The 25,463-nt window shown below is 56.2% G+C and carries 28 protein-coding genes, 1 tRNA gene and 1 pseudogene; 8 read left to right on the forward strand and 22 right to left on the reverse strand.

The window, feature by feature from the left end; genetic code table 11:
- Positions 1–29: 29 nt before the first annotated feature.
- The gene (locus ACO6VD_RS11345; RefSeq protein WP_422419090.1) at positions 30–1,184 is read left to right on the forward strand and encodes a patatin-like phospholipase family protein; all 1,155 of its coding nucleotides are present in this window, start codon (positions 30–32) and stop codon (positions 1,182–1,184) included.
- Positions 1,185–1,263: 79 nt separating this feature from the next.
- Here ACO6VD_RS11345 and ACO6VD_RS11350 read toward each other — a convergent pair whose 3' ends face one another.
- The gene (locus ACO6VD_RS11350) at positions 1,264–2,487 is read right to left on the reverse strand and encodes a hypothetical protein (RefSeq protein ID WP_422419092.1); all 1,224 of its coding nucleotides are present in this window, start codon (positions 2,485–2,487) and stop codon (positions 1,264–1,266) included.
- 466 nt (positions 2,488–2,953) lie between these two features.
- On the opposite strand from ACO6VD_RS11350, the gene ACO6VD_RS11355 reads away from it, so the two are divergent.
- Both ACO6VD_RS11355 and ACO6VD_RS11360 read left to right on the forward strand, forming a co-directional pair.
- Positions 2,954–3,157 carry a hypothetical protein gene (locus ACO6VD_RS11355; RefSeq protein ID WP_400172359.1) on the forward strand — a complete coding sequence of 68 codons (204 nt, stop codon included), beginning with the start codon at positions 2,954–2,956 and terminating at the stop codon, positions 3,155–3,157.
- Between the two features lie 59 nt (positions 3,158–3,216).
- Positions 3,217–4,179, forward strand: coding sequence for a GNAT family N-acetyltransferase (locus tag ACO6VD_RS11360; protein ID WP_422419094.1), 963 nt, complete (start codon positions 3,217–3,219; stop codon positions 4,177–4,179).
- Positions 4,180–4,293: 114 nt separating this feature from the next.
- Here the strand turns inward: ACO6VD_RS11360 and ACO6VD_RS11365 are convergent, their stop codons facing one another.
- Entirely contained in the window at positions 4,294–4,857 is a 564-nt protein-coding gene (locus ACO6VD_RS11365; protein ID WP_422419096.1) for a DUF3077 domain-containing protein, read from the reverse strand.
- A complete protein-coding gene (locus ACO6VD_RS11370; RefSeq protein ID WP_422419097.1) occupies positions 4,793–5,020 on the reverse strand; it encodes a hypothetical protein in 228 nt (75 codons plus the stop codon). The genes ACO6VD_RS11365 and ACO6VD_RS11370 overlap by 65 nt, the downstream gene beginning before the upstream one ends.
- A gap of 1,709 nt (positions 5,021–6,729) precedes the next feature.
- Between ACO6VD_RS11370 and ACO6VD_RS11375 the strand changes: the two genes are divergently transcribed.
- The gene (locus ACO6VD_RS11375; RefSeq protein ID WP_422419098.1) at positions 6,730–7,842 is read left to right on the forward strand and encodes an HNH endonuclease; all 1,113 of its coding nucleotides are present in this window, start codon (positions 6,730–6,732) and stop codon (positions 7,840–7,842) included.
- Between the two features lie 211 nt (positions 7,843–8,053).
- On the opposite strand, the gene ACO6VD_RS11380 is transcribed toward ACO6VD_RS11375, so the two are convergent.
- The 4 genes from ACO6VD_RS11380 to ACO6VD_RS11395 all read right to left on the reverse strand — a co-directional run bounded on the left by ACO6VD_RS11380 (position 8,054) and on the right by ACO6VD_RS11395 (position 11,423).
- Complete coding sequence (locus ACO6VD_RS11380) at positions 8,054–8,926, reverse strand: hypothetical protein (protein WP_422419099.1); 873 nt, start codon at positions 8,924–8,926, stop codon at positions 8,054–8,056.
- A gap of 606 nt (positions 8,927–9,532) precedes the next feature.
- Positions 9,533–9,675, reverse strand: a tRNA-OTHER gene (locus ACO6VD_RS11385).
- Between the two features lie 55 nt (positions 9,676–9,730).
- Positions 9,731–11,005, reverse strand: a complete 1,275-nt coding sequence (umuC, locus tag ACO6VD_RS11390; protein WP_422419100.1) for a translesion error-prone DNA polymerase V subunit UmuC — start codon at positions 11,003–11,005, stop codon at positions 9,731–9,733.
- The gene (locus tag ACO6VD_RS11395; RefSeq protein WP_136475534.1) at positions 10,998–11,423 is read right to left on the reverse strand and encodes a LexA family protein; all 426 of its coding nucleotides are present in this window, start codon (positions 11,421–11,423) and stop codon (positions 10,998–11,000) included. Before ACO6VD_RS11395 ends, umuC begins: the two co-directional genes overlap by 8 nt.
- Before the next feature lie 482 nt (positions 11,424–11,905).
- Here ACO6VD_RS11395 and ACO6VD_RS11400 point away from each other — a divergent pair, with 482 nt between their 5' ends.
- Positions 11,906–12,481 (forward strand): hypothetical protein, encoded by a 576-nt coding sequence (locus tag ACO6VD_RS11400; protein ID WP_422419101.1) that lies wholly within the window; start codon positions 11,906–11,908, stop codon positions 12,479–12,481.
- A 28-nt stretch (positions 12,482–12,509) separates the two neighbouring features.
- On the opposite strand, the gene ACO6VD_RS11405 is transcribed toward ACO6VD_RS11400, so the two are convergent.
- The 13 genes and pseudogenes from ACO6VD_RS11405 to ACO6VD_RS11465 all read right to left on the reverse strand — a co-directional run.
- Entirely contained in the window at positions 12,510–13,016 is a 507-nt protein-coding gene (locus tag ACO6VD_RS11405) for a lysis system i-spanin subunit Rz (protein WP_422419103.1), read from the reverse strand.
- Positions 13,013–13,444: a lysozyme gene (locus tag ACO6VD_RS11410; protein ID WP_422419104.1), complete on the reverse strand. Its 432-nt coding sequence runs from the start codon at positions 13,442–13,444 to the stop codon at positions 13,013–13,015. The genes ACO6VD_RS11405 and ACO6VD_RS11410 overlap by 4 nt, the downstream gene beginning before the upstream one ends.
- Before the next feature lie 61 nt (positions 13,445–13,505).
- Positions 13,506–14,105 (reverse strand): tail fiber assembly protein, encoded by a 600-nt coding sequence (locus tag ACO6VD_RS11415; RefSeq protein ID WP_422419105.1) that lies wholly within the window; start codon positions 14,103–14,105, stop codon positions 13,506–13,508.
- Positions 14,105–14,887, reverse strand: a complete 783-nt coding sequence (locus ACO6VD_RS11420; protein WP_422419108.1) for a phage tail protein — start codon at positions 14,885–14,887, stop codon at positions 14,105–14,107. The genes ACO6VD_RS11415 and ACO6VD_RS11420 overlap by 1 nt, the downstream gene beginning before the upstream one ends.
- Before the next feature lie 21 nt (positions 14,888–14,908).
- Positions 14,909–15,961: a hypothetical protein gene (locus ACO6VD_RS11425; protein WP_422419109.1), complete on the reverse strand. Its 1,053-nt coding sequence runs from the start codon at positions 15,959–15,961 to the stop codon at positions 14,909–14,911.
- A gap of 4 nt (positions 15,962–15,965) precedes the next feature.
- Positions 15,966–19,523: a host specificity protein J gene (locus tag ACO6VD_RS11430; protein ID WP_422419110.1), complete on the reverse strand. Its 3,558-nt coding sequence runs from the start codon at positions 19,521–19,523 to the stop codon at positions 15,966–15,968.
- A 45-nt stretch (positions 19,524–19,568) separates the two neighbouring features.
- Positions 19,569–19,775 carry a membrane protein insertion efficiency factor YidD gene (gene yidD / locus ACO6VD_RS11435; protein WP_422419112.1) on the reverse strand — a complete coding sequence of 69 codons (207 nt, stop codon included), beginning with the start codon at positions 19,773–19,775 and terminating at the stop codon, positions 19,569–19,571.
- A complete protein-coding gene (locus ACO6VD_RS11440; protein WP_422419114.1) occupies positions 19,772–20,014 on the reverse strand; it encodes a DUF4177 domain-containing protein in 243 nt (80 codons plus the stop codon). The genes yidD and ACO6VD_RS11440 overlap by 4 nt, the downstream gene beginning before the upstream one ends.
- Positions 20,015–20,077: 63 nt before the next feature.
- The gene (locus ACO6VD_RS11445) at positions 20,078–20,656 is read right to left on the reverse strand and encodes a tail assembly protein (protein WP_422419115.1); all 579 of its coding nucleotides are present in this window, start codon (positions 20,654–20,656) and stop codon (positions 20,078–20,080) included.
- 59 nt (positions 20,657–20,715) lie between these two features.
- A complete protein-coding gene (locus ACO6VD_RS11450) occupies positions 20,716–21,063 on the reverse strand; it encodes a hypothetical protein (RefSeq protein ID WP_422419117.1) in 348 nt (115 codons plus the stop codon).
- A 51-nt stretch (positions 21,064–21,114) separates the two neighbouring features.
- On the reverse strand, positions 21,115–21,315 hold the full coding sequence (locus tag ACO6VD_RS11455; protein WP_422419119.1) for a hypothetical protein: 201 nt from the start codon (positions 21,313–21,315) through the stop codon (positions 21,115–21,117).
- A 220-nt stretch (positions 21,316–21,535) separates the two neighbouring features.
- A complete protein-coding gene (locus ACO6VD_RS11460) occupies positions 21,536–22,603 on the reverse strand; it encodes a phage antirepressor N-terminal domain-containing protein (protein ID WP_422419120.1) in 1,068 nt (355 codons plus the stop codon).
- Positions 22,594–22,656, reverse strand: a pseudogene (locus ACO6VD_RS11465) (Arc family DNA-binding protein); the annotation flags it as partial. The pseudogene ACO6VD_RS11465 and the gene ACO6VD_RS11460, both read right to left, overlap by 10 nt.
- A 127-nt stretch (positions 22,657–22,783) precedes the next feature.
- On the opposite strand from ACO6VD_RS11465, the gene ACO6VD_RS11470 reads away from it, so the two are divergent.
- From ACO6VD_RS11470 to ACO6VD_RS11480, 3 genes are all read left to right on the forward strand, one after another.
- Positions 22,784–23,212 carry an Arc family DNA-binding protein gene (locus ACO6VD_RS11470; protein ID WP_422419121.1) on the forward strand — a complete coding sequence of 143 codons (429 nt, stop codon included), beginning with the start codon at positions 22,784–22,786 and terminating at the stop codon, positions 23,210–23,212.
- A 122-nt stretch (positions 23,213–23,334) separates the two neighbouring features.
- The gene (locus tag ACO6VD_RS11475) at positions 23,335–23,613 is read left to right on the forward strand and encodes a type II toxin-antitoxin system RelE/ParE family toxin (protein WP_422419123.1); all 279 of its coding nucleotides are present in this window, start codon (positions 23,335–23,337) and stop codon (positions 23,611–23,613) included.
- Positions 23,614–23,621: 8 nt separating this feature from the next.
- Complete coding sequence (locus ACO6VD_RS11480; RefSeq protein WP_422419125.1) at positions 23,622–23,924, forward strand: HigA family addiction module antitoxin; 303 nt, start codon at positions 23,622–23,624, stop codon at positions 23,922–23,924.
- Between the two features lie 31 nt (positions 23,925–23,955).
- On the opposite strand, the gene ACO6VD_RS11485 is transcribed toward ACO6VD_RS11480, so the two are convergent.
- Positions 23,956–24,711, reverse strand: coding sequence for a C40 family peptidase (locus tag ACO6VD_RS11485; RefSeq protein WP_422419127.1), 756 nt, complete (start codon positions 24,709–24,711; stop codon positions 23,956–23,958).
- A 2-nt stretch (positions 24,712–24,713) separates the two neighbouring features.
- Positions 24,714–25,463: a phage minor tail protein L gene (locus ACO6VD_RS11490; protein WP_422419129.1), complete on the reverse strand. Its 750-nt coding sequence runs from the start codon at positions 25,461–25,463 to the stop codon at positions 24,714–24,716.

Consider the following 25,463-nt stretch of genomic DNA (forward strand, 5'->3'; position numbering starts at 1 on the left):
CCAATCAACTACACAAAAGGAAGCCTGTAGTGAATTCAGTCCTTCAGGGCATGGTACGAAGCGAGGGCAAAAAGCGCCTGCTGACCATCGACGGCGGTGGCATACGCGGCGTGATCGCGGTAGAGATACTGGCCGAGATCGAACGCTTGCTGCGCGTGAGTACCGGCAATCCGCAGTTGCGTCTGTCCGACTGGTTCCACTTCGTCTCCGGCTGCAGCACCGGCGCCATTCTGGCAGCAGGACTGTCGCTGGGCATGGAGGTCGATGAACTGCGTGACCTGTACAACACCTCCGGCCAGCGCATGTTCAAACGTGCGGGCTGGTGGCAACGTATGGGTTTTCATCGCTATGTTCACGGCGAACTCGAGCGCCTGATGAAAGAGCGCTTCGGCGAGCACACCACCCTGGGCTCCGAGCGACTGAAAACCCTGCTGATGGTGGTACTGAAAAACGCCACCACAGACTCACCCTGGCTGCTCACCAACAACCCCTACGCCCAGTACAACCAGCCGGGTCCGGGCTGCAACCTGGACCTGCCGCTGTGGCGCATTGTGCGCGCCAGCACCGCTGCACCCACCTTTTTTGCTCCGGAAACCATCCATTTTCCGGGGTTGAAAAAGCCGTTCGTGTTTATCGACGGCGGCCTTACCCCCTACAACAACCCGGCGTTCATCTCCTACCTCAGCGCCACCCTGCCGGCCTATCGCATGGGCTGGAAAACCGGTGAAGACGACATGCTGCTGGTGTCGGTGGGCACAGGCCTGCATCCGGCCTCGGCACCGGAACTGACACCCAGACAGATGAACCTGCTCTACACCGCAACCTCGACACCTGCCGGGCTGATGCTGGCGTCGGCAAACCAGCAAGACATGCTTTGCCGTGCCTTTGGTAAATGCGTCGCGGGTGACCCGCTGGACAGTGAACTGGGCGACATGATCGGCATGCAGCACAGCGCGCCGCTATTCACCTATGCGCGTTACAACGTCGACCTGACCAGCCAGGGTCTGGCCTCGATAGGCTGCGAAGAACTGATTGGCCGCAACCTGCACCGCCTCGACGCCACCGACCTGATCCACGACATGCAGACCGTGGGCCGGGCCGTGGCGAAAAGCAGAGTCCGCCTGGAACATTTCGAGCGCTTCATCGAGCAGGTACCTGCGCCTCAGCGGCAGGTAGTTGCTTGACTGGATAGACGGAAACGACACAACAGCGCCCCGCGATTGCGTCCTGTCAGGCGCATCGCATCGCGGGGCAAGCTCATGCCTACAACGTCTCCCCACCGACAACGTTGTACCCCACCATGAACAAGGCCCGCTCAAGGTCCAGCAACCTGACGGATTCCCCCTGCGCACCAAGTGTCGAAACCACCTGACGCAAGATCCGGTTGCTGATGCGCACCAGATCAGCCCAGTGCAGAATCTGCGACGCCGAATAGCCCAACCTGGAAAACTTGAAATTGCCCTGAGATGGATTGCGCGTGTCCAGTGGGTCGTCGCGCTTACCTCCCCAGCAAAAGGCGAGATCCTGCGGAACCGAATGTTCTGTACTTGCCGCTAGCCAGCGCCCTGCCAACAAACCCAAAGCAGCACCCACCCGACCGTCATAAATGATGATGTTATGGGGATCCGCCGCCGCATAGACCTTGGTCATCGCCGAGTTCATCAGCAGGCGCTCGCCATCAAAGGCCTGCAGCGATTGCTGGCAATCAGGCTGGAGCAATTCAACCGCACGCAGAATCGACTCACACAATGTCGCACTGGCAACGTGAGCATTGATCCAGTCTCTGGACCCGCCGTCCTTGCCCAGCGCCACATTGCCCCAGGCGAACACCGCTTCGCAGGCCTGTTGCGCGGCGGCGCAATCATTGGCCGCCAGCGCGTCACGCAGACGTGAAGCGATACTGGCGAAATCGTCAGGCGCCGGCGCTTCGTACCAGGAGTAATGCTCAGCGGCCTGACGCAACGTCTCACACCACCAGTCGCGGCCCTTGGCCTGTGCCTTCCAGGTGATCCAGGCAGGATGATTGGTGACCGCATAGCGATGAACGAAAGGCGCAGGCATACCGGCCCAAAGTCCGACAAGGTAATCGGCAAAGGCCTGCTGGTTTGGCGTCAGCAGCCCTGTGCAGTGATCAACAACGAGCGTTTCCCCAGCGGCAGAATCAAGCACATTGAAATCTGCCTGCTTCACCAGCCAGACGCTGGAAGGCTTTTTCGGATTGATTTCCACCACCCCAAGGCGTTGCAGGATCGGCAACACATAGGTGATGTTACGCACACCGTATTTACCCGACGGCAGCAAGCGCGAAGCCTGGCACAGCGGGCCGGCTTTCTCCGGCGCATCGGCGGCGGCAATCTCGCAGGGATTGCCGGCATGATGTTTGTGGTCGATCAGATAGCCGAGTGCCGCTTCAAAGGCTCGTCGAGGAATTACCACCTTCGTCTTCGCCGACTTGCCCGTGTGCACAACGACACGCTCGCCGGACACTTCGCCGACCTCAAACGCCGTGTTCCGTGCCGGCGTTCCCAGCGGGCCTACCGCGTGCAGTTGCGACCACAGCGAGGCTACTGTTTGCGTGGCTAGCGATTGCTTGATCATTACTTCCATTCCTTGAACAGCGTCAGAGGCTATAGAGCATCAGCCTGGAGTCCGAGCCCTGATAACAAAGTCGTGACTCTCGATAATGGCAAATAGATGGCCAAGATCGCAGATGGTGCCGGGATACAGCGCTGGCAGCAAGCTGACGCGCTAGAAAAATGCGCCGCACAAATCCCCTGCTCCACACCATTCGTCGCATTCAAAACCCGACAGCAAATTTCCGTCACTGACTGGCTTGGCTATTGCACAAGCCCGCCTCAGCGGCCCCGAAAAGACGTAATTCTGACGCGGCAGCGGCCAAAATTATCCTTTACGGGCGCCTAAGAGACGCCTGCTCAGTTATCGGAGATGTAACGTGTCAACGCTCAATGAAATCGCAATGAACCACGCGAGAATGGTCAAACGGCTGGCGGAGGAATCGATCGTACTGGAACAGCGGCAGCCCCTGGTCGTGGGCGGTTTCGAGGTTTCCTCCATTGACACGCCACACCCCATGCCGCTGCCCTTCATCATTGATGCTCAAGATAGAAGCATCGACCTGATTGCTGTGGCGGTCTGATCGCCAGTCGGCATTACTCGCGTTATGTCGTAATATGGCCGGTTGCCGAAAGAACCGTCATGGCCATAGCCATGAAGGGCTTTCATTCTTTCCAAATAACTGTGGTGAAGATGAACAAGCCTTTCATTTCGCTGTGCCCGGAAATTACTCGGGCACACGCACTGACACTGATGGACTGGTTGGAAGATGAGCGCGTTACCTGCTATCTGAGCGATTCGCGTCATGTCTCCCGCTCCATCGAGCAAGTCATCGATCGAACTCAACTACCGATCCTGACCCATCTATTCAACCGGGGGGGCCGATTCTTCATGGCCTATGACCGGCATGACGCCCCGGTGGGCTTTGTCCGCCTGATCAAGACCGGCTCCAATTGCGAGATCGTCCTGGTCATTGGAGACAGCGACAAATGGGGCCGAAACCTTGGCGCCCGGACCATCCGCGAAGGCATGAAACTGGCCTTCCTCGACATGCGGGCCGAGAAGCTCATCGCCAAGATCCACCCGGACAACATCCGCTCGCTGAAAGCCTTTCAGCGCAGCGGCTTTCTGCTTGAGAGCGAAACGCCGACCTTGAAGTCATTTTCCATGACGGCAGGGCGCTATCTGCAGTTCTTGCGCGAAGGTGCCATTGTCGACTCCACTGAGATCTACATCACTGAAATCGACAAGGTCAGGCTCGAGAGCCTGATCGCGCTCGAGCAAGGCCCGGCGGTTGTTGAACTCGAACATGAGCTTGAGCGAGCCATTGTCGTCAAGCCACAGCAGGTGGCGCGCAATGTCGTCACGATGAACTCCAGGGCCTTGCTGCAGCTGGACGACGAAGAGATCGAAGTGGCCCTGGTCTACCCTGAAGACGCGGACAGCAGCGCCGGGAAGTATTCCGTGTGCTCCGACATCGGCGCCGCCATCCTCGGCTATCAGGAGGGGGACGCCATCAACTGGCGCGTTTCTGACCGGACCCGCCGGATCGGGATCAGAAAAGTGCTTTACCAGCCGGAGGCCGCAGGCGACTTCCACCTGTAATTGCGCCTTTAGCTAAGTGTTCGACCATCAGGCGCGAAAGCTCCCCAAGGTTTTCCGTGCCTGATGCGAACCCTCGTACTGACCGCAGGACTACACAGCGTGCTACTCGCGAGCTCAACCTGCGCCCTGTCCGGCCCCCGACTCAACGACCATGGCATGGGCCACATCCTCAACCAACGCCTTGGCCATCCCCACCAGATAATGCGCTGCCCAGGCCGACGTACCATCCTGCTCAAGGCCGGCTTGCAACGTCAGATGGTGCGCACAGCCCATCATGATCGAAACCTGCTCCAGCACAAACGCCGCACCGTGCCCTGGTTCGACCCGAAACAACCGCTCAGCGCCTGCCCCGCCCTCGCCCTCGCCCTCGCCTTCAGCGAATGTGCCGACGCCTACCGTCTTGAGACCTGACCGCGAACCCTCATCCATCCCAATCTCCCTAGCCGCCATTGCAATAACAAGGCGACTCCAAAATCTGTGGAACAGCCCAACCTGTGGAATGCACACAGCCTGTGGGAGCGGGCTTGCCCCGCGATCAACCCCAAATAGCTGACTCATCCAGACCAGCCACCAAAGCCCAATCACAACCAAGCCCGCCACTACTGCCGCTGAATCAATGCCGCAACTGAACCTTACCCAACGCCACTTCAACCAAAGCGCGGGCATGATCGATTTCATGCATGGTCGCCAAGGTCAGCACCTGACCTGGAGAGCTGGCATGAAGCAGGACAGTCTGCTGTGCCACGGTCATGGCGCAGACCAGGTATTCGGAGATTTGGACGAGGATGTCTTCGAGGGATTGGTTGGGGTTGATGGGTGGGTCGGGGACGATTTTTAACATGGCGAATCTCCTTTGCTTTAGGGAGCCGCCACACGCCTGCTGTCAAACAAAGGGTGGCAGCTATACGCGGGTTGACAGACCGGCAAAGCAAAGGGAAACCCGGCGCACACGAAGGTGCCCCACGTACAGCCGCCATAACGCGAGCACATGCGGATTCACTTTGAATTCGGTCTGTCAAAACCGGTCGTTGAATTGGCAACGACTGGGGGAGACTAGAGCGCTAGTGGAAGCACCGCAATGGCTTGAAGCAGGCGGGAGTATGATTCGGAAATGGACTACAGGGAATCGGGAAATTCTGAAGGTTTGTACGTCCAACGACCAAAATCACCAAGATTACGAGATGATTCACGAAAGCTCGCGCGATAGCCCATCGGCATCAAATGAAGCGTCTGTGTGCAGTGCAAGGTCTAAGGCTTACCAAAAATCTGCTGAATGGTGTTATTTATACTATCAATCCCCTCAAGTACTTTCTGCTGAGAGTCCGACTTGTTCGAAGGAAGACTTGTAGGATTTGTTGAGGCTTGTTTCGCGCAGCTATTCGAGCATACTTCATGTCCAGACTGGCATATCTCAAGGCACTTTTGCAGCGTGTTTTTTTGCTGAACCTGACAATTATATTGGCAATTTTGCACCATACTAGAGCACCCATTCTGGCAAGTTTCAAAAGCGGATGATGCGGATGCCTGAGCACTCACAAAAAACAATAAAAAACATAATAGAAATTTCATAACCGGCACCTTGTTATCGCTCAGCATTCATTGCTCATTACGCGATCCATTGGCCCTTGCAACTTAACTATAATTTCTCACCACTCGCCAATCTTAATTTATAAAAACAAACTTATAAAAAAGCAAATCTCAATTGGAAATCACCACAATTACAAAACGATATATAAATTCTTGAACGCACTGCTTTAATTAATTTAGTTAAATTGGCCATATTTTTTGGTGCCCGGATGCACATGGGTGTGTTGGAGGTTCCTATGCTGGCTTTCAGGGTATGCCTGCTGCTGTTAGCATTTTCTGCAACCTCTGCACTTGCGGCACCCTGTACTTATTGTTTCGACCTCAGGAAAAAGTGTCACGAGCAGCAGTGCGGAAAATTGGAAGGTTCAGCGAAGACAGATTGCTTTCATGAGTGTGCCAACTCATTTCGTGCTTGTAGGAACAGTTGCGAAAATAAAATAGGCGCCGCATCGCCAGCCCAACCGTTGGGCAGTATCGACAAAGTTAACAATGCAATTCAAAAAATCTTTGGTGATCCTTGAGGCATAACCAAAGCGCGGGGATTGCCGATCTTATACACGGTGGACAAAGTCAGGATTTGGCCTGGAGAGCTGGAATGAAGCAGGACAGTCTGCTGTGCCACGGTCATGGCGCAGACCAGGTATTCGGAGATTTGGACGAGGATGTCAGCGGTCCGAAAGGATACTTGCTAATCAGTCTGTCAAAACCGGTCGTTGAATTGGCAACGACTGGGGGAGACTAGAGCTCGATCGGAAGCACCGTAATGGCCTAAAGGCGGCGGAAGTATGATTCGGAAATGGACTACAGGGAATCGGGAAATTCTGAAAATTTCTTTGGTGATTTCACCATTACGCGGCAGGTAGCTCGACCTGGATAGAGAAGCTCCGGTGTGATGGCCACTTGAAATCCACTCGTACGTTCTGCACCATCCTTTTCCTACATCATCAAGGGAAAGGTCGCACAGTGACTAAAGCAACAGCGAAGGACCGGGTTCAGCTAGCACTCAGCGCGTTCGACCAGAACCTAAGACATCAACCCAAGTGGGCGAATTGGGAAACCAATCGACGCTACAGCAGTAGCATCACAGTCAATGGTAAGCGCTACCCAGCCAAAGCCATTGTGGCTTTGGCTCTAGGTGTTGCTGAAACGTCGTTCTCCGGCGGTTTTGAAACCACGCGATACCTGGGCAAGGCTGGTATTAATACTGAACCGCTCCAGCATCTACCCGCGTCGGTGCTCGATCTCCACTTCGAGCGCGGCGCTGTCTATGACCGAAAAACCGACATCCATCGACACTTCGGCGGAAGCCACCAACACGGTATTGTGCCTTCCTCTACTTTCCCAGCTATTTTCATTTTCACTGGCGAATCTGGTGAGCAACATGGTTACACGGACGACTGGGAGAATGAAGATACCTGCCTGTATACCGGTGAAGGTCAAACAGGACCGATGGAGTTATCCAAAGGCAATCTGGCTATTGCCGATCATGTGAACAGTGGAAAGTCTCTTTACTTATTTAAATTAGTGGCCAAAGGCAAAGGGCACCGTTACTTAGGTGAGTTTGTTTGCGAAAGTATGTTCGCCGAGGAGAAGCCTGACGGCACAGGCGCACTTCGTAGAGCAATAATTTTCCGCCTAAGTCGGGTAGAAGTAATTCCTGACAGCGGCTCAACCCTTCCTGAAAATGGCGTTGAAATGCCCACACTCGAAACCAGTTTGAAAGCGGCACGAGACGCTGCCCTTGCGGTAACGAAGCGGACTCCAATTGCATCCGCTCGATCGACGATTCGAAATATTTATCAGCGCAGCCGAGTGGTTGCTCACTACGTTTTGATGAGAGCTGATGGAATTTGTGAAAATTGCGAAAAGCACGCCCCTTTTTACAAGCCTGACGGGAGTCCATACCTAGAACCTCACCATACAAATCGTGTCTCAGATGGTGGCCTGGACCACCCACAATTCGTGGCCGCTATTTGTCCCAATTGTCATCGGGAGATTCATTCCGGGGTGGATGGTGCTCAGAAAAATTTGGCATTAGCACAAAAGATCAGAAGCCTTGAACTGTCCATACCCTAAACACTAATTCGTTCTGAAGCGGAAACAGGTAGGATAGGCCGGATCAGGCAGGCTCAACCAGATAACTCTAGCCAACTCGAACGATTGTCTCGACGCAAGCCCAAGGCTGCCCCTCCCCCGAAATACCCCACAACGACTCCATTTGCCGCGACAGCACCAAATCTGTAAACCGTACTGGTACAGGATAATCTAGCGGTTGCGGCGCAACGACTTACAACGCTACAAGGTCGAGAACTTTAAGATTCACTTGATGACAAAGGTCGAGAACAACACCGGAGTCAATGCCATCAGGTGTCTCAATAGAGAGATTCGCGCAAGAGCTAAAGACAGTTCCCGATTTATGATGCGCCCCTGCTCGCTCTCTTATCATGCAGCTTGGATGCGCCCTCATTAATGCACTCTTGAATCTATCTACAGCCTCGCCCGATTCAACAACCAGCATTAGCTTATGATTTTTTCGGGCCAACCTATCGAACTTATCCCCTGCGTACCTCAAATCACCCAACAACGACTCAATATTATCAAGTCGCTCGATCAGAATTGTTTTTGCATCACCCTGATCAAGTGACTCAAGTAGAACTCGATTCTTTCTCACTCGAGTTACGGGATTATCTGCATCGGTTCGTGTCATCGCACCTTCAATTGCAACACGTAAAGCCGGAGTCAACTCAAAGACACCACGCATATCGTTAGTATAAAATACCGTCCTTTCATCTGAGATATCAAACGGCAGCTTAGTACCACTTTCAGCAATTGCTACAACCGGAAGCCCTGTACAGTGCCTAACTGCTAGCTCATACATAACATTTGGGTTTAGTTCGGAAAGGTTTGCGATTACCAGCTCTGCCGTGAGTATATGTTCAACGACCTGCCGAGTAATTGAACCAGTCAAAGATATTTCATGCGCCACGTGTACATCGAAGCCCATTTCGGCGAGTAGTGGTTTAAGCACAGAGCTAATTAGACCATCCGCAGCCCGACGAGTTGAGGATTCACTCGAGCCAATAGGAGTAACTATAAAACAATTTTTGCTTTTTTGAGACTGTGCTGCTTCGGTGGTTTTAGCAGGACGTTCCTTGGTCACTTTCCAATCATCCAGATTTAGTTTCTGTAAATATACAGCGTATCATGGCGCTTGGCCATATAGTGAGCTTTACCATGCCGGGTCAAACTAGCTCAAAACCTTCAGCATTTTTTACGAGGGTTAAGTCTCTTGAGAGCGCTCTAAGCATATCCACGGTCGTCGGGATCTCCGATAGCGTATCGCTAGCTGAGACCAGGGTGAGTAACAAGGCCAGCAGAAATGCTAGCCACCTCTGAAGCTTATCCTGACCAAGTGGACCTTGGTACTCGAGCGACAGCAGCCAAAAATTTGGCCGGGGATAAGTCGAAACAAAGATATTTTAAACGCTACAGTTTGCGCAACAATTCATGGCGTTTCAGAGGGATACATGAAAGCGCCGCGACATATGCATCAAACTAAGTGAGCAATCAGCGATACCAACGATAGGCCGGTGAACCACAAGAAAAGCCGGGCGTGGCAAAAGTACTAGACAAGGCACAAGAATGTGCTCTGGTCCGAAGCCTAAGCTGAGCGATGTTGCCGGGTAATTCTGCGCATCTTTCGTGCGGGCACAAAAAAGCCGGTTCAGATAACCGGCTTAACTGTCTGATTTTACTCAGCAAATAATGGTCGGGACGGAGTGATTCGAACACTCGACCCCTTGCACCCCATGCGTGCAGGACACCTGGAAAGCCTTTAAATACAAGCCCTTGTGTGGCTGCTCGCTGCAAACGATGCCTCACTGTGCTGTACCGGTTTTCACCGTCCCCCGAAAATCTCCCCACGGGCTTCAGCCCGCGCCCGGCGTTCTGCCGACCAAAAAAATCAATTACACGAAACCTTCCACAGCTGATCCAGCCTGGTGGTGAAGCTTTGGCTCATCATCTCGCGACGCATGCCCCAATCGGGATTCACCGGCACACTCGCCGCGCGCAATGTCCCCCTTCCCCATCGTTCATTGATCTGGTCCAGCACTGCCATCACCCTGGTTGCCTCAGCAGGTTGTGCCGCGGCGAACAGGTCGTCGGTGTACTCACCACGCTGGCAGAGATTCAACAGAAGCACCTCAGCCTTGCTGTATTTGAAACCAGGCCGAAAGACCCGGTCGAGCGCATCGACCGCCGCTTTTGTCAGCAGCCGCACGTCATCAGTGGGGTATGGGAGATCGACGATCACACCATTGGCATACTTGGCTTCATCGGGATTGAACATGCCGGTGCGAATGCTTACGCGCAGCTTCTTGCACACCGAGCCCTGCGCCCGGAGCTTTTCCGAAGCGCGCATCATGTAGGTTGCCACCGCCTCCTTTATAGGGGGTAGCTCCTCGAGGCGCTTGCCAAACATCCGACTGCAGCAGATCTCCTGCTTGGGCGGGTTCGGCTCATCCAGTTCCAGGCAGGGCGTGCCGGCCAGCTCCCGGGCGGTCTTCTCGACCACCACGCTGAACTTCTTGCGAAGCGTCCAGGGGTCGGTCTTGGCCAGATCCATCGCCGTCTTGATGCCCATGCCTTCGAAGTGCGCGCTCATCCGCCGACCAACACCCCAAACCTCCGACACTGCCGTGTTGCGCAGCACCCAGTCGCGCTTGAAGGGGCCGCAGATGTTGACCACGCCTCCTGTCTGCGCCTGCAACCGCTTGGCTGTGTGGTTCGCCAGCTTGGCCAGGGTCTTGGTCCCGGCGATACCAACGCCGACCGGAATGCCGGTGCAGCGCAGTACCTGGCTTCGAATCCGGCGTCCCAACTCGTCCAGCCCGGCGATACCGGTCAGATCGGCGAAGGCTTCATCGATGCTGTAGACCTCAACGGCTGGGACCATGGATTCGATAAGGCTCATGACCCGCTCGCTCATGTCTCCGTACAGTGCGTAGTTGGACGAGAACGCGACGATCCCGTGCTGTTTCAGCTTCTGCTTGATCTGGAAATAGGGTTCGCCCATTTTCACAAAAGGCTTGGCGTCGTAGCTCCTGGCTATGACGCAACCATCGTTGTTCGACAGGACTACGATCGGGACCTTGGCCAGGTCCGGCCGGAACACTCGCTCACAGGACGCATAGAACGAGTTGCAGTCGATCAGTGCAAAGACTGGTGGCTTAGACATGGCTGCGCACGCTGCCGGTGATCACACCCCAGATCGAAAGCTCATCCCCCTCAAGCACGTACCTGGGTGGGTACTTCGGGTTTTCGGACAGCAGGATCACGTCTTTGCCACGGATACAGAGCCGCTTGCACACCGGGTCGTTGTTGAGCAGCGCCACGACAATGTGGCCGTGAGCAGGCTCAATTGAACGGTCGACTATCGCCAGATCACCTTCAAAGATGCCGACGCCCTGCATGCTCTCGCCGGTGATGGATACCAGGTAGACGTGTGGGGCCCTTATGTTCAGGACCTCATCCAGAGAAATATGGGCCTCGATATGGTCTGCCGCCGGCGAAGGAAATCCGGCCGGGACTCGGAACAGGCACAAGGGCAGCTTGAGGCCACCCTCCGCAACGGGGCCCACTATGGAATAGCTCATGACGCACGACTTCCTATGCTGTACGAATATACAGTTAATATCTTGAAAGCCTTGCGGTCAATTTGTTGAAAGGAAATTTCTGACAGATGGGAAGCGGGGAGCGTCCATCGGAGTGATCAATGGAGAGGATATTCAGGACGCCCAAGTGCTCGCCGCTGGTACTCCTGAACAGCCTCCATTAGGGATTCAGCCTCAAGCCGTAGCCGCTCCACCTCCTTCGCAGACGTCAGAGAATTTCGGGCTTCATGGTACCGGCGCATAGCGTCCATCGCCTGCTGCATCAGCGGCTCGCCGGCCGCTATCTTCTCGCCTAAGTCCTTCACTCCCCCTCTCCCCTGTTATTTGATCAGGGCAGTATAGGCGGCTTCGCATACCCGTCCGGCTATTCGATCACGACTAACTCGCCAACAACCCCTCTAGCGTGCGCTTATCGACATCGGCGAGAATAATAGGCTCCGCAAAATATAGTCAGGGACGAAGTCATGCATCCAATCAAGCTCTTGATGGCCGGAATTCTGATTCCATCCTGCGCCTTAGCGATCGATGGACACCAGCCAGCATCGTGGCATCAAGAACCCAAGCTCTTCATGGGCGTGGATTTTCAGGGGGACTTTCTCAAAAATGTACCTGAATGCTCGGCTGATGTAAGTGCTTCAAAACTGCCCTGTCGCGTCGCTACCGAAACCCCGGCCAAATACCTGGTCCAGGGCGCTAAGTCCACGCGATTCCTACTCGGCTACCAGATTACTGTCTATTTGTCAGGCAGCAAAATTGAAAAGCTTGAACTCTCGGGACCGTCAAGCAGCAGTACCGTCGTTGCCGAAATGTTGAGAACTGATTATGGCCCGCCAACAGCGAGCAAGATCCATTTGGTCAGAATGAAATCAGGCGCATACTTTGATAACGAAGCTCTCCACTGGCAGGGTGAAAGCGTGTCCATCAGTGCTCAGCGCAACGACGAAGACCTCGGCACTTACAGTGTGATGTTCACCAACACGCCTATCAGCAACCTACCGGATGAGGAGCAATCCTCCAGCCCAAACGTGTCGCAACTGTGAGCGCAACTGGGCCAATACCCTGCTACATCTATTTCAAACATACTTCATTTATGTAGGCCTGCGCCGCCCTCAAGGCCGCTTGGTCGGCGACGATCCCGGCGCGGATATCGAAAACAGATCGTCCAGCAGCTGGAGTGAGTTCGACGGCTCCTGCATTGCCCAGGCTGGCGGCGCCGGCGGTTTCGGGCACGTCGTGACCACTGGAACGACAACTTCCCGCGATCCGCAACCGGCGATCCCCATCAGCAAGAGCGCGGCGCAAGCTATCATTTTCATTGAGATCATCTGTCCTCTCCTTGAATCGTATGGTGTCGAGGTCGTGTAGGGCCTGCTCGGCTGCCTGCTGCTTCTCCAGCGCATTCCGGGCCTGTGCCGCTGCCGCGTTCGATATTGTGGCCAGGTCCCGCTGGTGCAGGAGTGCTTGGTCGGCAAGCTGAGTTTCATAACGCCAGCCCTGCACTTTCCATGTGGCGAAACAAGCAATAGCCACCAAGAGCAGCGCGCCTGCCAGCGTCAGCCAGGCACGGGTAGTCACACCGCCTCCAAAAACAGCACGCGCTCAGCCGCACGGCGACGCACTAGGCCGGGCAATACCTTGCCACCCGCCTTGTTCCAACGCGGAAACTGCTCGGCAGCACCGGCATAGTCACCACGATTGAGCAGTCGCAGCAGCGTCGACGACTCCAGGTTGGCCGCGCCCAGGTTGTAGGTGAAGCTGACCAGGGCGTCCCACTGATTGCCGGTCAGCGGCACCTGCACCAGTCGCTCGACTTCCGGCTCAAAGCGCTGCACGTCGTTGAGCAGCATGCGTTCGGCCTGCTCTTTGGTGATCGACATGCCGGCCTTCACTCCTCGGGTCGCGCCGTAGCCGATAGTCCAGACACCGACGGCGTCCCGATAGGCAAGCAGCCGCAGGCCCTCGAAAGACTTGATGAGGCTCAGGCCTCGTTGCGAAGTACGCATTCACTTTTCTCCAGGCAAAAATAAACCCGCTCGATGGCGGGTGCTGTGGGTGCGGTAGATGTCAGGCCGGAGGCGCTGGCCAGTCGATGGTGCCGGGGTAGCCCAGCTGGTCCGGTACACGCTTCAACGCGATACGGTATTTCTTCCAGGCGGAGAGCTTGGCTGTTTCGGCTTCGGTGGCCTCGCCGAGATCAACAGCATCCTGCAGCGGAGCAATGGCATCGTCGGCCACGTCGCGGCGAGCAGCAGTCTCCGCAGCAATCTGGGCGAGGTGCTGCTCGGCGACGGCTTGATCTTTCATGGCCTGGGTGATGACCTGGGACCAGTCGATCACACCATTCACTGTTGGCTGTTGAGGAGTGCCAACGTCAAGACCTGGAAGCTGCACAGGGCCGTCTGCGGGATTGACGATATCGACCGGGAATCGAGCAAACTCCGGAGCATCAGCAGCATGGGGAAGCATGAGCGTGACGACCAGACCGCCGCTGACACGATCCACGGCTTGGTTTATCCACTCACTGCCAATAGCTTCGGCAGGCAGCGTTGCACCATCCTCGAGCCGGGAGAAGTCCAGCGATACGCCATTGACTGTCAGGGTATCGCCCTTCTTGATAACAGCCAGACCGACACCCCCGCGCACTGGAGAAAACTTGATAATCATCAGTACCACCTCCCTATTGCAACTATACGAGCACCGACCGCCTGGGCGACGGTATCGCTATTCCTGATCGCCACCCTTGTCTGGACAAAAGTGTGCGATGAACCGTTGTCGCAGTAAGCGGAAACCGGCCCAATTGCGCTGGTGAAGTTCAGCGTTGCTGCAGGGATAACTATTGGGGCCCATCCGAATGACACTGGATAGGTCCATACAAAGCCCTTGAAACCTCCGGGGGCTAAGGTTTCTGGAGGCACCTCTGCGCTGGCTATAAGCGTTCCGTCAGCGAACTTGATATACGTACCGTTTGCGTTACTGCCCTTCTCAAATATTGCCCCGCTAGGGGTGCCACCAGAAACACTGATCGTTCCCACGATATCGGCAACGGCTGCCGACTTCAGCCCCAGGCCGCTGCGTGCCAGCGCCGGAGTAGTGCCGCCTGTGCCGCCTTTGACCACGGGCACCACGTCCTCAGTCGAGACCGAACCCAGGCCAGCGAGCGTGCTGCCCCAGTCATTGACGAATTGCCGCAAGCGGTCAGCGGACTCCTTCACGTAGCCCTGCATAGGCGCCAGGCCGTACGTGCCGCCGCTCACTGTCGGGCCTTGATAGGCCGGGAGAATGCTGAGCACCGTAGCGCTCGCGATGTTGGTCACTTCATACCAGCGACCATCAGGCCCTTGAAGCGCGTCGCCCACCCGGGCGTTTACTGAAAATGCGGTGCCGGTACCGGTCACCGTATTTTGGCCGGCCGTGATCGCCACCGTGCCCGCTCTGTACCATGGCATGTGTTGGTCCTTTTGCTGAATTTAGATTGGCCGCATTGGCCGTGCTGCGAAGGTGGTTCGGCCGTTGGCAAGCACGGCATTAATTCCGTCAAAATTTTCGCAGTACATCTGAAGCGTCCCGCGATTGCCCGGAAGAAAACCACCGAAGTTCACGCGATATGGCTGCGTTGTCTGAACGACGTTGGTCACTGAGAACAAGGCGTTGGCCAAAACGTAATCCGCCCAGTTTCCAGTCCAGGCCATCTGCTGGCTGGACGCGTAATAGCCGGTCCCGGTGATTGGCGCCCCAGCAGTAACAAACGCGTTTGCAGTGGGCTGGTTGTTCAGCAGTGCGATGTTCATCGTCGACGCAAACAGCCTGTTGCTGTTCGCATCCTTCACCGATACGCCGTATTGGCCTATCGGAGAGGTGTCAGCCTGGTACGAGGCACAGAACCATTTGATTCGCATTGGCTGGGTCCAGATAGAACCGTGGTTCGGGTGCGCCCTGTTCGAAACAGTGAAGCCAGTCCAATTACCCGGGCTCCCGATCACCCTGAAGTTGCCAACCATCATGTAGTCGGTGCCGTTCAGAAAAATCAGCGGTCGCTCATAGGTCGTGATGGGCGCAGGCCATGCGTTGTACACGTCACCAACAATATCCGGAGCGCCACCACCGCCCGCCACCAGCAGGTTAAAAGCCCCTGAATACCTGATCGAAAGCGTATTGTTGATCGAGTCAATTTGGGTGGCGATATTGTTGTTTCGTGTCCTGATGCCGTAGCTGCCAGAAGAAGCGAACGGCTCGCCGCCCTGAGAGAGAATCATCACTTGCCACGTAGCTGTACCAGGTTGCCGTAACTTCAGGGTTCCGGGTGAATACCACGCCGCTGGCGAGTATGTGTTTGCTCCTCTGTCGGTCAGGGCATCGACAACAACAAACGACTGCGCCTGGATCTCGGGAATCGAGATGTTCTGCTCAAAGGTGCCGTTGCCGACCACCTGCAGCATTTTGAGCGAACGGATCGGGGTAACTGAGGTGTCGAGTGTAACGACGCTCGACGCATCCCTGGTTCTCAGTCCGTACAGGTCCATAAGCTCACTCCCACTGACCGGTACTGGCCATGTAGTTCAGGCTGTACACATACGGCCCACTCAGTCGCCCTACCGCTACGCGCTCAGTGCCATTCAAGTCGTACACGTACACCCCGCCGTTGTTGATGATCGTCTGGCCGTTCGCATCCTGCCCACGCACAGTGAATGTGCCGTTCACCATGTTTAGCTCGATCAGCGGCAAGCCCTGGGAGTTAACCGCCTGAGACCGTAGCGTCATGCCCAGGATGATTTGCTGGATGAACGCGGTGTTGATGAATGCCTGATTGATGAACACCTGACCGCTCTGAACCACGAACGGCGAGGACAATGTGCCATTGATTCCGTTGACCACTGCGAACCGGTCGGCTGAGACCAGGAATTGGCTCTGCAGACCGGCCGGCCCGTTCTCGATGCCCAAGCCAATGCCCGCGGCCACATACTGGCCTTGAGCGTTGACCTGCATCTTGACCGACCACATGGTGCTCGCCTTACCTTCCAGCGTGGCGAGGGCCTGAGTGGTCGTCTGAACCGCTGCGCTTGTCTTCACGACCTCCCCATTGGTCTTGTCCAGGGCAGTATTGAACGAGGCTTCAAGCGTTTCGGTCTTACGCGTGATGGCCTCATCACGAGAGGCAGTTGCCTTCATCTCCACCGCGAAGGCTGCGGTCGAATCCCACTGCTGCAGCGCGCCGGCCAGGTCGCCCTCGGCGTTGTCGTCACGATAGGAGGCGCGCAGCGCTTGCAGGCTTTCGGCGGTCGCCGAGACCTTGCCGTCGACCTCGGTGATCTTCGTGGTATTGGTGCTCACCTGCTGGGCAAGGCCGTTGGCCGATTCGACGGATTGACCGACATCAGTCCAGAGCACTGGGTTGGGCGGTGCATTGCCTCCCCCAGGATCTGCAGCGACATCCTGCCGAGCCTGGTAGATGCGCTCATCAACGACGACCATCTGGTCTTTGGTGTAGGGCTGATCCGGGTTGTAGGCTTTCAGCCCGTCCAAGGCATCAATCTGGTCCTGCAGGCCGTCGATCTTCTCGACTAGGTCCTGGCCAAGTTCGCTCTCGGTGATCTGGCCGCTGATCATCTCGAGAATCGGCGAAGCATCTGTGCTGGATGTCCCCTTCACCGCATTCGGCGCCACTGGAAACCACGGTCCGATGTTGCCGGTACGGTCAACCAGGCGCACCCAGAAGAAGAACGACACACCAGCAGCCAGACCCTGCAGCTTGTAGTCGCTCTGCGGGTAGGCCAGATCGGTGAGCTTGGTGGCAGCCTCCAGGTTGTTGCTCGGGCTGTACCAGATCTCTGTCCGCTGGGTGTCCTCGGCGCCAGCAGGGAAGCCCCACTTCAGGGCGATAGCGAAAAGCTCGCTGGTGGCCGTCAGGTGGGTGACCGCAGGCGGCATTCCTTCCTTGCCCTTCAACTCAGTCAGGTTGGAGCTCTTCCAGATAGATGAGATGTCGAAGGCACTGACCGCCCGAACACGAGCCAGGTAGGCGCCGGCATAAATGCCAGTCACATCGACCGACGTTGAGCCGGTGCGCTGCACCTTGATCCAGTTACCGTTGTCCTTGCGCCACTCCACGTCATAGGCCACGGCGCCGTTCACGGCCGGCCAGGCTATGGTCATGGTGCTGACCGCGATTCCCTGGTCCACGGCATAGTTCGACGTCAGGGTCACGCTCGCCGGCGGCGGAACGACAGTTATCGGGATCACACTGATCGGCCGTTCCTCCAGGCGGGCGCCGGTGTCGATGCGGGCAAACTTGCTCGGGTTGAACTCGAGCGCGGTGATCTCGTAGTCGCCCTCAGTGGTGCGCGCCGTCCTGAGCACGCGGAACAGCTGGATAGCTAGATCGTCTGCGTCGATTGCCCACTGCAGCTCTGGTTCCGGTGCCACGCTGTAGGCCGTGGATACCGTAACGGCACGGCCATTGACCGACGCAACAGTGCGGCCCTGGGCGCGGCCGTTGGGTAGGTTGATGATCAGGCGGTCGCCGGCCTTGATCTGCGTATCGCGGTCAAGTGTGACGACTCTGCCCGCTGCAGCGGCAATCCGGCCCCCATTCGGGCGCCCTGCTATCAATTCGTCAGCCACCGGAATCACGTAGCCCGGCAGCGGAATGCGCCCCTCCATGCCAGTCCTGAAGGTCACAGTGCGGTCCTGATCGTTGCTGAGCAGAATCCACTTACCGCGGCGCTGGGCTTCTGATGCCCGGGTGCAGCCGATGGCCGAAATCTCGATCGGCCGGTCCCGGTACCGGCGCTGCAGGGCCAGGTCGGTGACTGGGATCACGTCGGTGTCGTAGTTGTTCGCCGGATTGTCGTAGCTAACCAGGGCCCGGCTGTAGTGGGTGTTCTTCTCAGCGCCACCATAGGTGAACTCGCCGTCGATCACGTTGGACCGGGTGAACACATAGTCGATGTCCTGCGAGCGCGGCATGTCGGCCTGCATGAACAACGAACCATGAGCCCAGTACACCATGCCACGGTAGATTGCAGACAAGTCGCGCAGCAGGGTCCAGGCCTCAGCCCGCCCCTGGAGATTCATGTCGCACAGGAAGCGCGGCTCTTCGCCGCCAATCCCGTCTGGCACAAGCTGGTCGCAGTACTGGGCGATCCGATACATCTCCCACTTGTCGACCATCCAAGACTTGATGCGCTTGCCCAGACCGAAGCGATCTTCCACGCACAGGCCATAGGTCACGAATGCCGGGTTGTTGGTCCAAGCCTGTTTGAAGGTGCCATCCCACACCCCGGTGTAGGTCCGGGTCAACGGGTCGTAGTTCGCTGGGACCGGCCACTTCCGGGCCTTGCACTTCACCGTGACGGCCGGAATGTTCTGGAACTGCTGCGCGTCGAACTCGATATAAAGCAACGCGGTGTTCGGATAACGCAGCTTGCGATCAATGATCTCGGTGTAGCCTGCGATGGTCATCGTGTCGGCGACAGTGCCCGAGTTTTGGTTCGGGGTGATACGCCGGACGCGGATCATCCAGCCGCTGGTGGCCTTAGGCAAATTCACCCGCACAGAGCGCTGGTAACCGTTGGTGGTCTTACCATCAGCCGCGCCCAGCTGCACTTGCTGATAGGCGCCGCCGTCGGTGGCGACATCAATGGCATATTCGATGCGGTAGCCATTGGTGTTGCCGCTACTGTCTTGGCTTGCCAATCGCGGCCAACTGAAGCGCAAGCGCACTGCAGACAGCTGGATGTTGCTGAGCGCCCGGGACCATGGGTTATCGCTGCGCAGTTCGACGTTGACTGTGGTCTCGTTCTCGATCGCCGGGATACCCGGGATATGGCTCTGCTCAATGCTGCCAGATCGCCAATCCCACTTCACATTCGGGAAGTTGATGTTGCCACTGGAGTCCTGAATGGGCGTATTGTCGAGGTAGATATTCCGGGCGGTCGGCGTGCCTTCAAACTCCCCTTCACCCACCGCAATCAGGATCTTCGCCAGGTTCGTCGACTGCAAACTGTCGGGCGCTTCGGTCGGCTGCTTCGGCTTGCTACCGCCGCCCTTGGCGCCGTGGATATCCAGGTGTTGTGCTGCGCCCATGCTTTCCTCCAGGCATAAAAAAACCCGCCGAAGCGGGTTTGAAACTCAGGGGAGGTCCTCCCCACCATACGGCGGGCGACATCTATAGATTCGGGCCAACGCCATGCGCCATCCCTTCATCGCTCCGTACTTATCAATCGCCAACAGTGCGTAATTTGAGCAGGATGGGACATGTCGGCATGCTGACCGCAGCCTATCTGGCGCACATCGCTGATACGCCCTGATCGATAGAACCGACAGAAATCGGATCACAAAGGGCGTCGGAATGAAATTACATAGTAACTGTTTAGCGCAGCCTTCTTCCCAAACAAGGCATCAAAGCAGCCAGGTTGAACCGAGACACCAATCGCGTCGACCCGGTAGAACTCCCATCCCTGCTTGGCGTACTTGTTGACTACTGTCTCAAGGTAAGCTGCGGCTTCGTTTCCTTTGTGCTGCTTTGCCTGCACTTCAACATTTGGAGGCACCTGCACCATTTTGTACTCGAACACTACCTATATCCTTGTGCAATTAAAGGGCCACCATCCTAACAAAGTCCTCGTGATACGCATCCATCAGCTTTTATCTTCTGCGTAGATGGAAGCCGAGATGATCGCGCCGCCCCACCGGCGCTCACCGATGCAAATGGGCACCGGGTTGCCGCTGGCAGTTGTGTTTCGGGCCGAACCGAATGCGTACGACGGCAAGTTTTCGGGGGCGCCGCTCTGGGACAGCCCCTTTGCTTGGGGGCTGAGCATCTGGATGACACCGCCCGCAACCATCGATATACCAATAGGCATAAGGGCCTGAAATCCGGGAAGCGGGATGAACGAAGCAGCAATCAATACCGCGCCAATCACAGTCTGTAGGAACCCTGAGCGCTTGCTGCCTGCCACAACCGGGACGATTTTCACCACCTTGGCGCCCCCGCGCTCGAACTCACCTTCACCGACGTTCTTACCATTACGGTAAATAACAAAATCCATCCCAAGACGAGCCAGCCGATCGACCTCTTCCTTGAAGCCTGGCAGTGTGATTGTGAGAGCCTTCAGCAACTCTCGAACGCTGCCGGTATCCAGCATTCGGCGGTGCTGCCGCCCAAGCGCTTTTCGGAAAGAGCCCGAAAGTTCAATAACTGTCATCTCTTGATTCATACTTTCCTCAGGGCGTAAAAAAGCCGCCCTACGGCGGCTACTTTGCTCGGCAACGATTCCTACAAACAGTTGTTCACAGACGAGGTAATTTTTGATCTTCCAAGGCTTATGCTTGGCATTCGCTGATAAAGTCGTACCTCGCTTCCTTCTGGCGCTTGCTTGATTTCTAACAGTTCGTTGGTTTGCCCGATTGACTCTGCCGAGGAAATCAATCGATAGCCCGTCAGGGTCTCATTCATGGTCGCGCCAGCTTGGTGCTCTTGCCAGCCAGGTAGGACGCATAATGCATATGCCTTCGGTGCTTTTGTGGTCTTCGCCACGATTGTGGGGCTACTCTTGATCAAGTCACCCGGGGTCGTGCACCCCGTCAGCAATGCCACTGCCACCGCCCCAATCAGAATTCGCATGTGATCCCTCCTTGATAGAGAAGGGATCGTAGCACCTACTACAGGCAAGACTTAAGCGGTAATGGCGCCTTCAACAAAACCCAGGGCGGTCAACACGTCCTTGCGGATATTGAAGGTCCTGCACATGAACAGCATGTGATTACCATTCTTGGCCTCGTCGAGCATCTCGCGGACCTCTTTGGACACCACTGCACGATCCAAAATCATGTTGATCTGAAACTCAGCACCCTCAGGGATTTTGGAGTTGTCCATGTCACCCTCCTTAGACCCAAGGATGACGTTGGCCCTCATTGTTTTCCCAAGATACTCGACCTTCAGTACTTCATTGCCTTTTGCGTTTCTGGGCTTCTCTCTACGACTAATTGGATTCATCTTTCACTTCCGTTGAATTGGTTTCTGTCCGCACCAAGCCCCATACAATCAAGGCTGATGGGCAATACTAGCGCTATCACGACAACCGATGTGTGACAGTTCAGCCGCCCGCCGCACCAGCCCTCCGAGTAAGGAACATGGCCCTCGCTTTGAGGTTAGCCAGACCGGCCTCCATGAATCGGAACATGTCCATATGGGAAACCGGGATATCTCCGGGTGTGGCCACCATCCCAGTGATCAGATCATGTTGCGAGAGCACGTAGGCGTTATCCGGAACCTCTTCAACACTCTGTTCGCCCTTGTGGTTGAAGGCGACGAGGTAGCGCTTGAACGGCTCGCCGATGATCTGGGCCTGTTCACGCTTCGGCAGCAGCTCCCCTTCAATGGTGTAGGCTGCGACGAAATTTCGGGCTGAGTCCAAATGGTCTGCCGGAATATCAGCAGCGGAGCGCACACCGAACGCAGCATGAACCTGAGACCAAATTTTCGAGGTAGCGCGTCGTTGGACCGGCGCGGGTAATCCGGAGACCTTTCCTTTTACGATGGCGCCGAGCATGTGAAAGCCATCTGTACCAATGGTCTGCCCAAGAACTGTCAGGGACTGATTTGAGTCACGGTGATTCACGGCACGGCCATCGTTCCAATAGGCCCAAAGTACATCGTCGCACTCGTCCTGATACGCAAGCACGTTTTCACGAAGAGGTTGCTTGACCTTGCTTGCGTGGATCGACATTAACCAGCCAGGGAGCTTTTTCAGTGGAAGGCAAGCCATTTCATACTGCTTACCATCCAAACCAGTTGTCACCATCATGGTGATAACTGGAGCAAACCTGCCAGCCATTAATTTGCGATGCTGGGTCTGCCAAGCAAGCCCCATTCCCTCAACCACTGGCTTCATTGGAACGAATGGCTGCCCGTCTCGCTCAACGAGCAAAAGCTTGCTCGTACGGAACGGGATGACACTAGATACAGCTGTGCTACTATTCGTCATGACGATTTCTTCTCCGAAGTTGATCTCGTTTCCCGAAGCCCTGACGAATCTCACCTCGTCGGGGCTTCTTCGTTTCAGGCTGCCGCCTGTTCCTGCCTTCTTTTCTCTTCCGAAATCAAATAGACCAACTCCGCTGTTTGGGAGCGATGGTTCCTCTGTGCTTGCGTTTCGACCCACTGCTTAAGCTCCTCCGGTAGACGCAAATTGAACTGGGGATCACTTCTGGCCATGCCTTTCTCCTAATGCATCACCGTTGTTCATACATTGAATGTAGAACGGTGATGCATTGATGTCAATACCACCGTGATGCATCCTTTTGATCAATATTCCGTAAAATCGAGTTTTACGAAAAAACACATGAGCCGCACCGACCCCCAATTCAATCTCCGTATCCCAGAATCCTTGCGTGACCAAGTCATGGCCGCCGCTAAGGAAAACGGGCGCTCAGCTACCGCCGAAATACTCGCACGGCTTGAGCTGAGCTTCATTGGTGAAGCTCCGCAGCAGGAATTGATTCCTGCGGCCAGAGCGAAGGAAATGTCCTCCATCGCTAGACAAAGCATCCCCGGGGTAGTGAAAAAGCGAATACTTGATGGCGTGAATCAGGCTGTTGCGATGGGCCATGCCTCTGCCCACATTGAATTAGGCGACCTGGAAATTGAAGCTATGCCGGAAGCCGATATGAACGGTTTGATGGACGCTTTCACAGAATGGCTAGAGGCAGCCGGATACAACGTCGAGTGGGATGGCCCTGACCATCTCTCTGTCAGGTTCGACGAGTGGTAACTCCAAGCCCGGCCAAACGCCCGCCGGGAAACGACGCGGACTGAGGCCGTTCATCGGCAAGAGTGGCCATCGCCGTGGTGGCCCCTACAATCGCTATTAACGAACAACGTTAAGCGTTAATAATGATCATCAGTTTCCGTTGTCGCGAGACCGAGGTGCTATTTACTACTGGTTCCTCCAAGAGATGGAAGGCGATTCTGTCTGTCGCTCAACGAAAACTGATCATGCTGAACGAGGCGATCGCGATACAGGATTTACGATCACCTCCTGGCAATCGATTTCAAGCGCTACAAGGGAACCGACAGGGTCAATTCAGCATCCGAATCAATGACCAGTACCGCATTTGCTTTACTTGGGATGCTCACGGGCCTGAAAACGTTGAAATTGTGGACTACCACTGAGGTGACCTGTGTTTACTAACGGCATGCGCCCTGTCCACCCGGGCGAAATTCTGAGGGAAGAATTTCTTCACCCTTTGGACTTAACGCCGACAGCTCTTGCGCGGATGCTTCATGTGTCCCCGCCGACAGTCAATGAGATTGTCCATGAAAAGCGCGGAATTACAGCCGACGTTGCTTTGCGCTTGGCTGCCTGCTTCGACACTAGCGCCCAGTTCTGGACGAACCTACAGTCTGCTTATGAACTGCGTCGCGCAGAAATCGATCATGGTGCTGACATTGTAAAAAATGTTCAGCGGGCTGAAACTGCCTAAACTAGGCTATCACGCTCTATGAGCCGTCCAGTTATCGTTGCTGAGCGTGCCTGAGGGTTAGCCTTGTCCGTGTCAGCCATGGCCCGCCATACACAATGATTTCTGATGGCCTGCCGTACAGGTGGTGCAGCAGGAACGGCCCTTGGCCGAACACTTGCACCTGCTCGTCTGGCAGTTGCGGATCGGCGCCCAGGTAGATTCCGGCATGGTTCGGGTGCACCGTGCGCCCCACCTCCATGACGATCATATCGCCGCGCTGTGGCCGGTCGACCTGGTAGAAGCCTGCCGTCTCATAGGCCTGCTCGTACAGGCTTGGCCCGGCGGCCTGCTCCCACCAACCATCCTCCCGGGCATAGGCCGGGAACTCCAGCCCCCACTCCCGCTGGTACCAGTCCGCGCAAATCTGCCAGCAGTCCCAGGCACCGTGCACAAATGGCCGCCCCAGCAGCGGGGTGCTGCCGTTTGGGGTAATGGTGCGCAGGTCACCCTCCGGCCAGGACAGGATGTGCCAGGGCAATGCCGTGGCTTCGCACATGGCCAGGTCACGCGGCGATGGCCGGCTGGTGGCGTCAGGGTGGGAATGCACGATGCCGATCACATTACCCTGATCTTCCGCCGCAGCGTATTCCTCGGGCGCGATACGGAACTCTTCGCTCGGGTCGTTCGCGGTGTTGGTACAGGGCACATAGGTCTGCTTTCGCCCTACGGCCAGGATCAGACCGCAACACTCGCGCGGGTATTCCGCCGCGGCGTGCGCTTGCACGGCGGCCAGGATGTGTTTTCGCATGGTCAGCTCCGTGCAATAAGAGAAACACCAGGGAACCCCACGAACGGAAGCTCGTTCTCGACGCCCCAGCGCGCTTCGCAGCCTGTTCCAAGGCAACCACTACACACGTCCTTGGTCGGATCATCGGTAGGGTTGCCCTCTTCATCGAAGTAGGGACCGGTGTAGCCACAGACAGGACCGCGATAACCGCCAGTCATTGCCTCATGGCACAGCGTTGTCATCTGGCGCCCGATCGTCTCGCCGCCGACATCCCCCGGGCTGGCCAGCTCCCACGCCACCATGGTGCCGTTCTCGCTGATCTTCTGGTCGATGTACCAGACCTCAATCGCCTCCTCGGTCGGATCAGCCTCGGGGTTGCCGCCGGGGAAATTCTCGGCGTCCAGGTACCGGCCCAGTGTTTGCCGGATGGTGAGCTTGAACTCGACGAGGTTATCGAAGGCCAGGCAAAGCGCAGTAATTCGACCGTTGACGTTACCAACCGACAGAACAGGCCGCACCGCAGTACCGTCCGAGTTCGCTTCGATACCCTCGATCTGCATCGGCCAGGCCCCGAACTCATTGCCCTGCCACCAGATTGACTTTGCCGGTAGTTGGTCAGCGTCGCCACCGGCGGCCATCAACACTTCAGAAGAGTGCGGAATTGCATGCCCATGAAAACGGAGAACGTCAGCACCAAAGTCCGATCCGTCCAACTCGAACAGCAGCACTTCACTACCAGGCGTAAGTGTCTGGATATCGCTGATGAGAGACAT

Origin of the sequence: Pseudomonas sp. GZD-222 (genome assembly GCF_049310525.1) — a bacterium.
Classification (GTDB): Bacteria; Pseudomonadota; Gammaproteobacteria; order Pseudomonadales; family Pseudomonadaceae; genus Aquipseudomonas.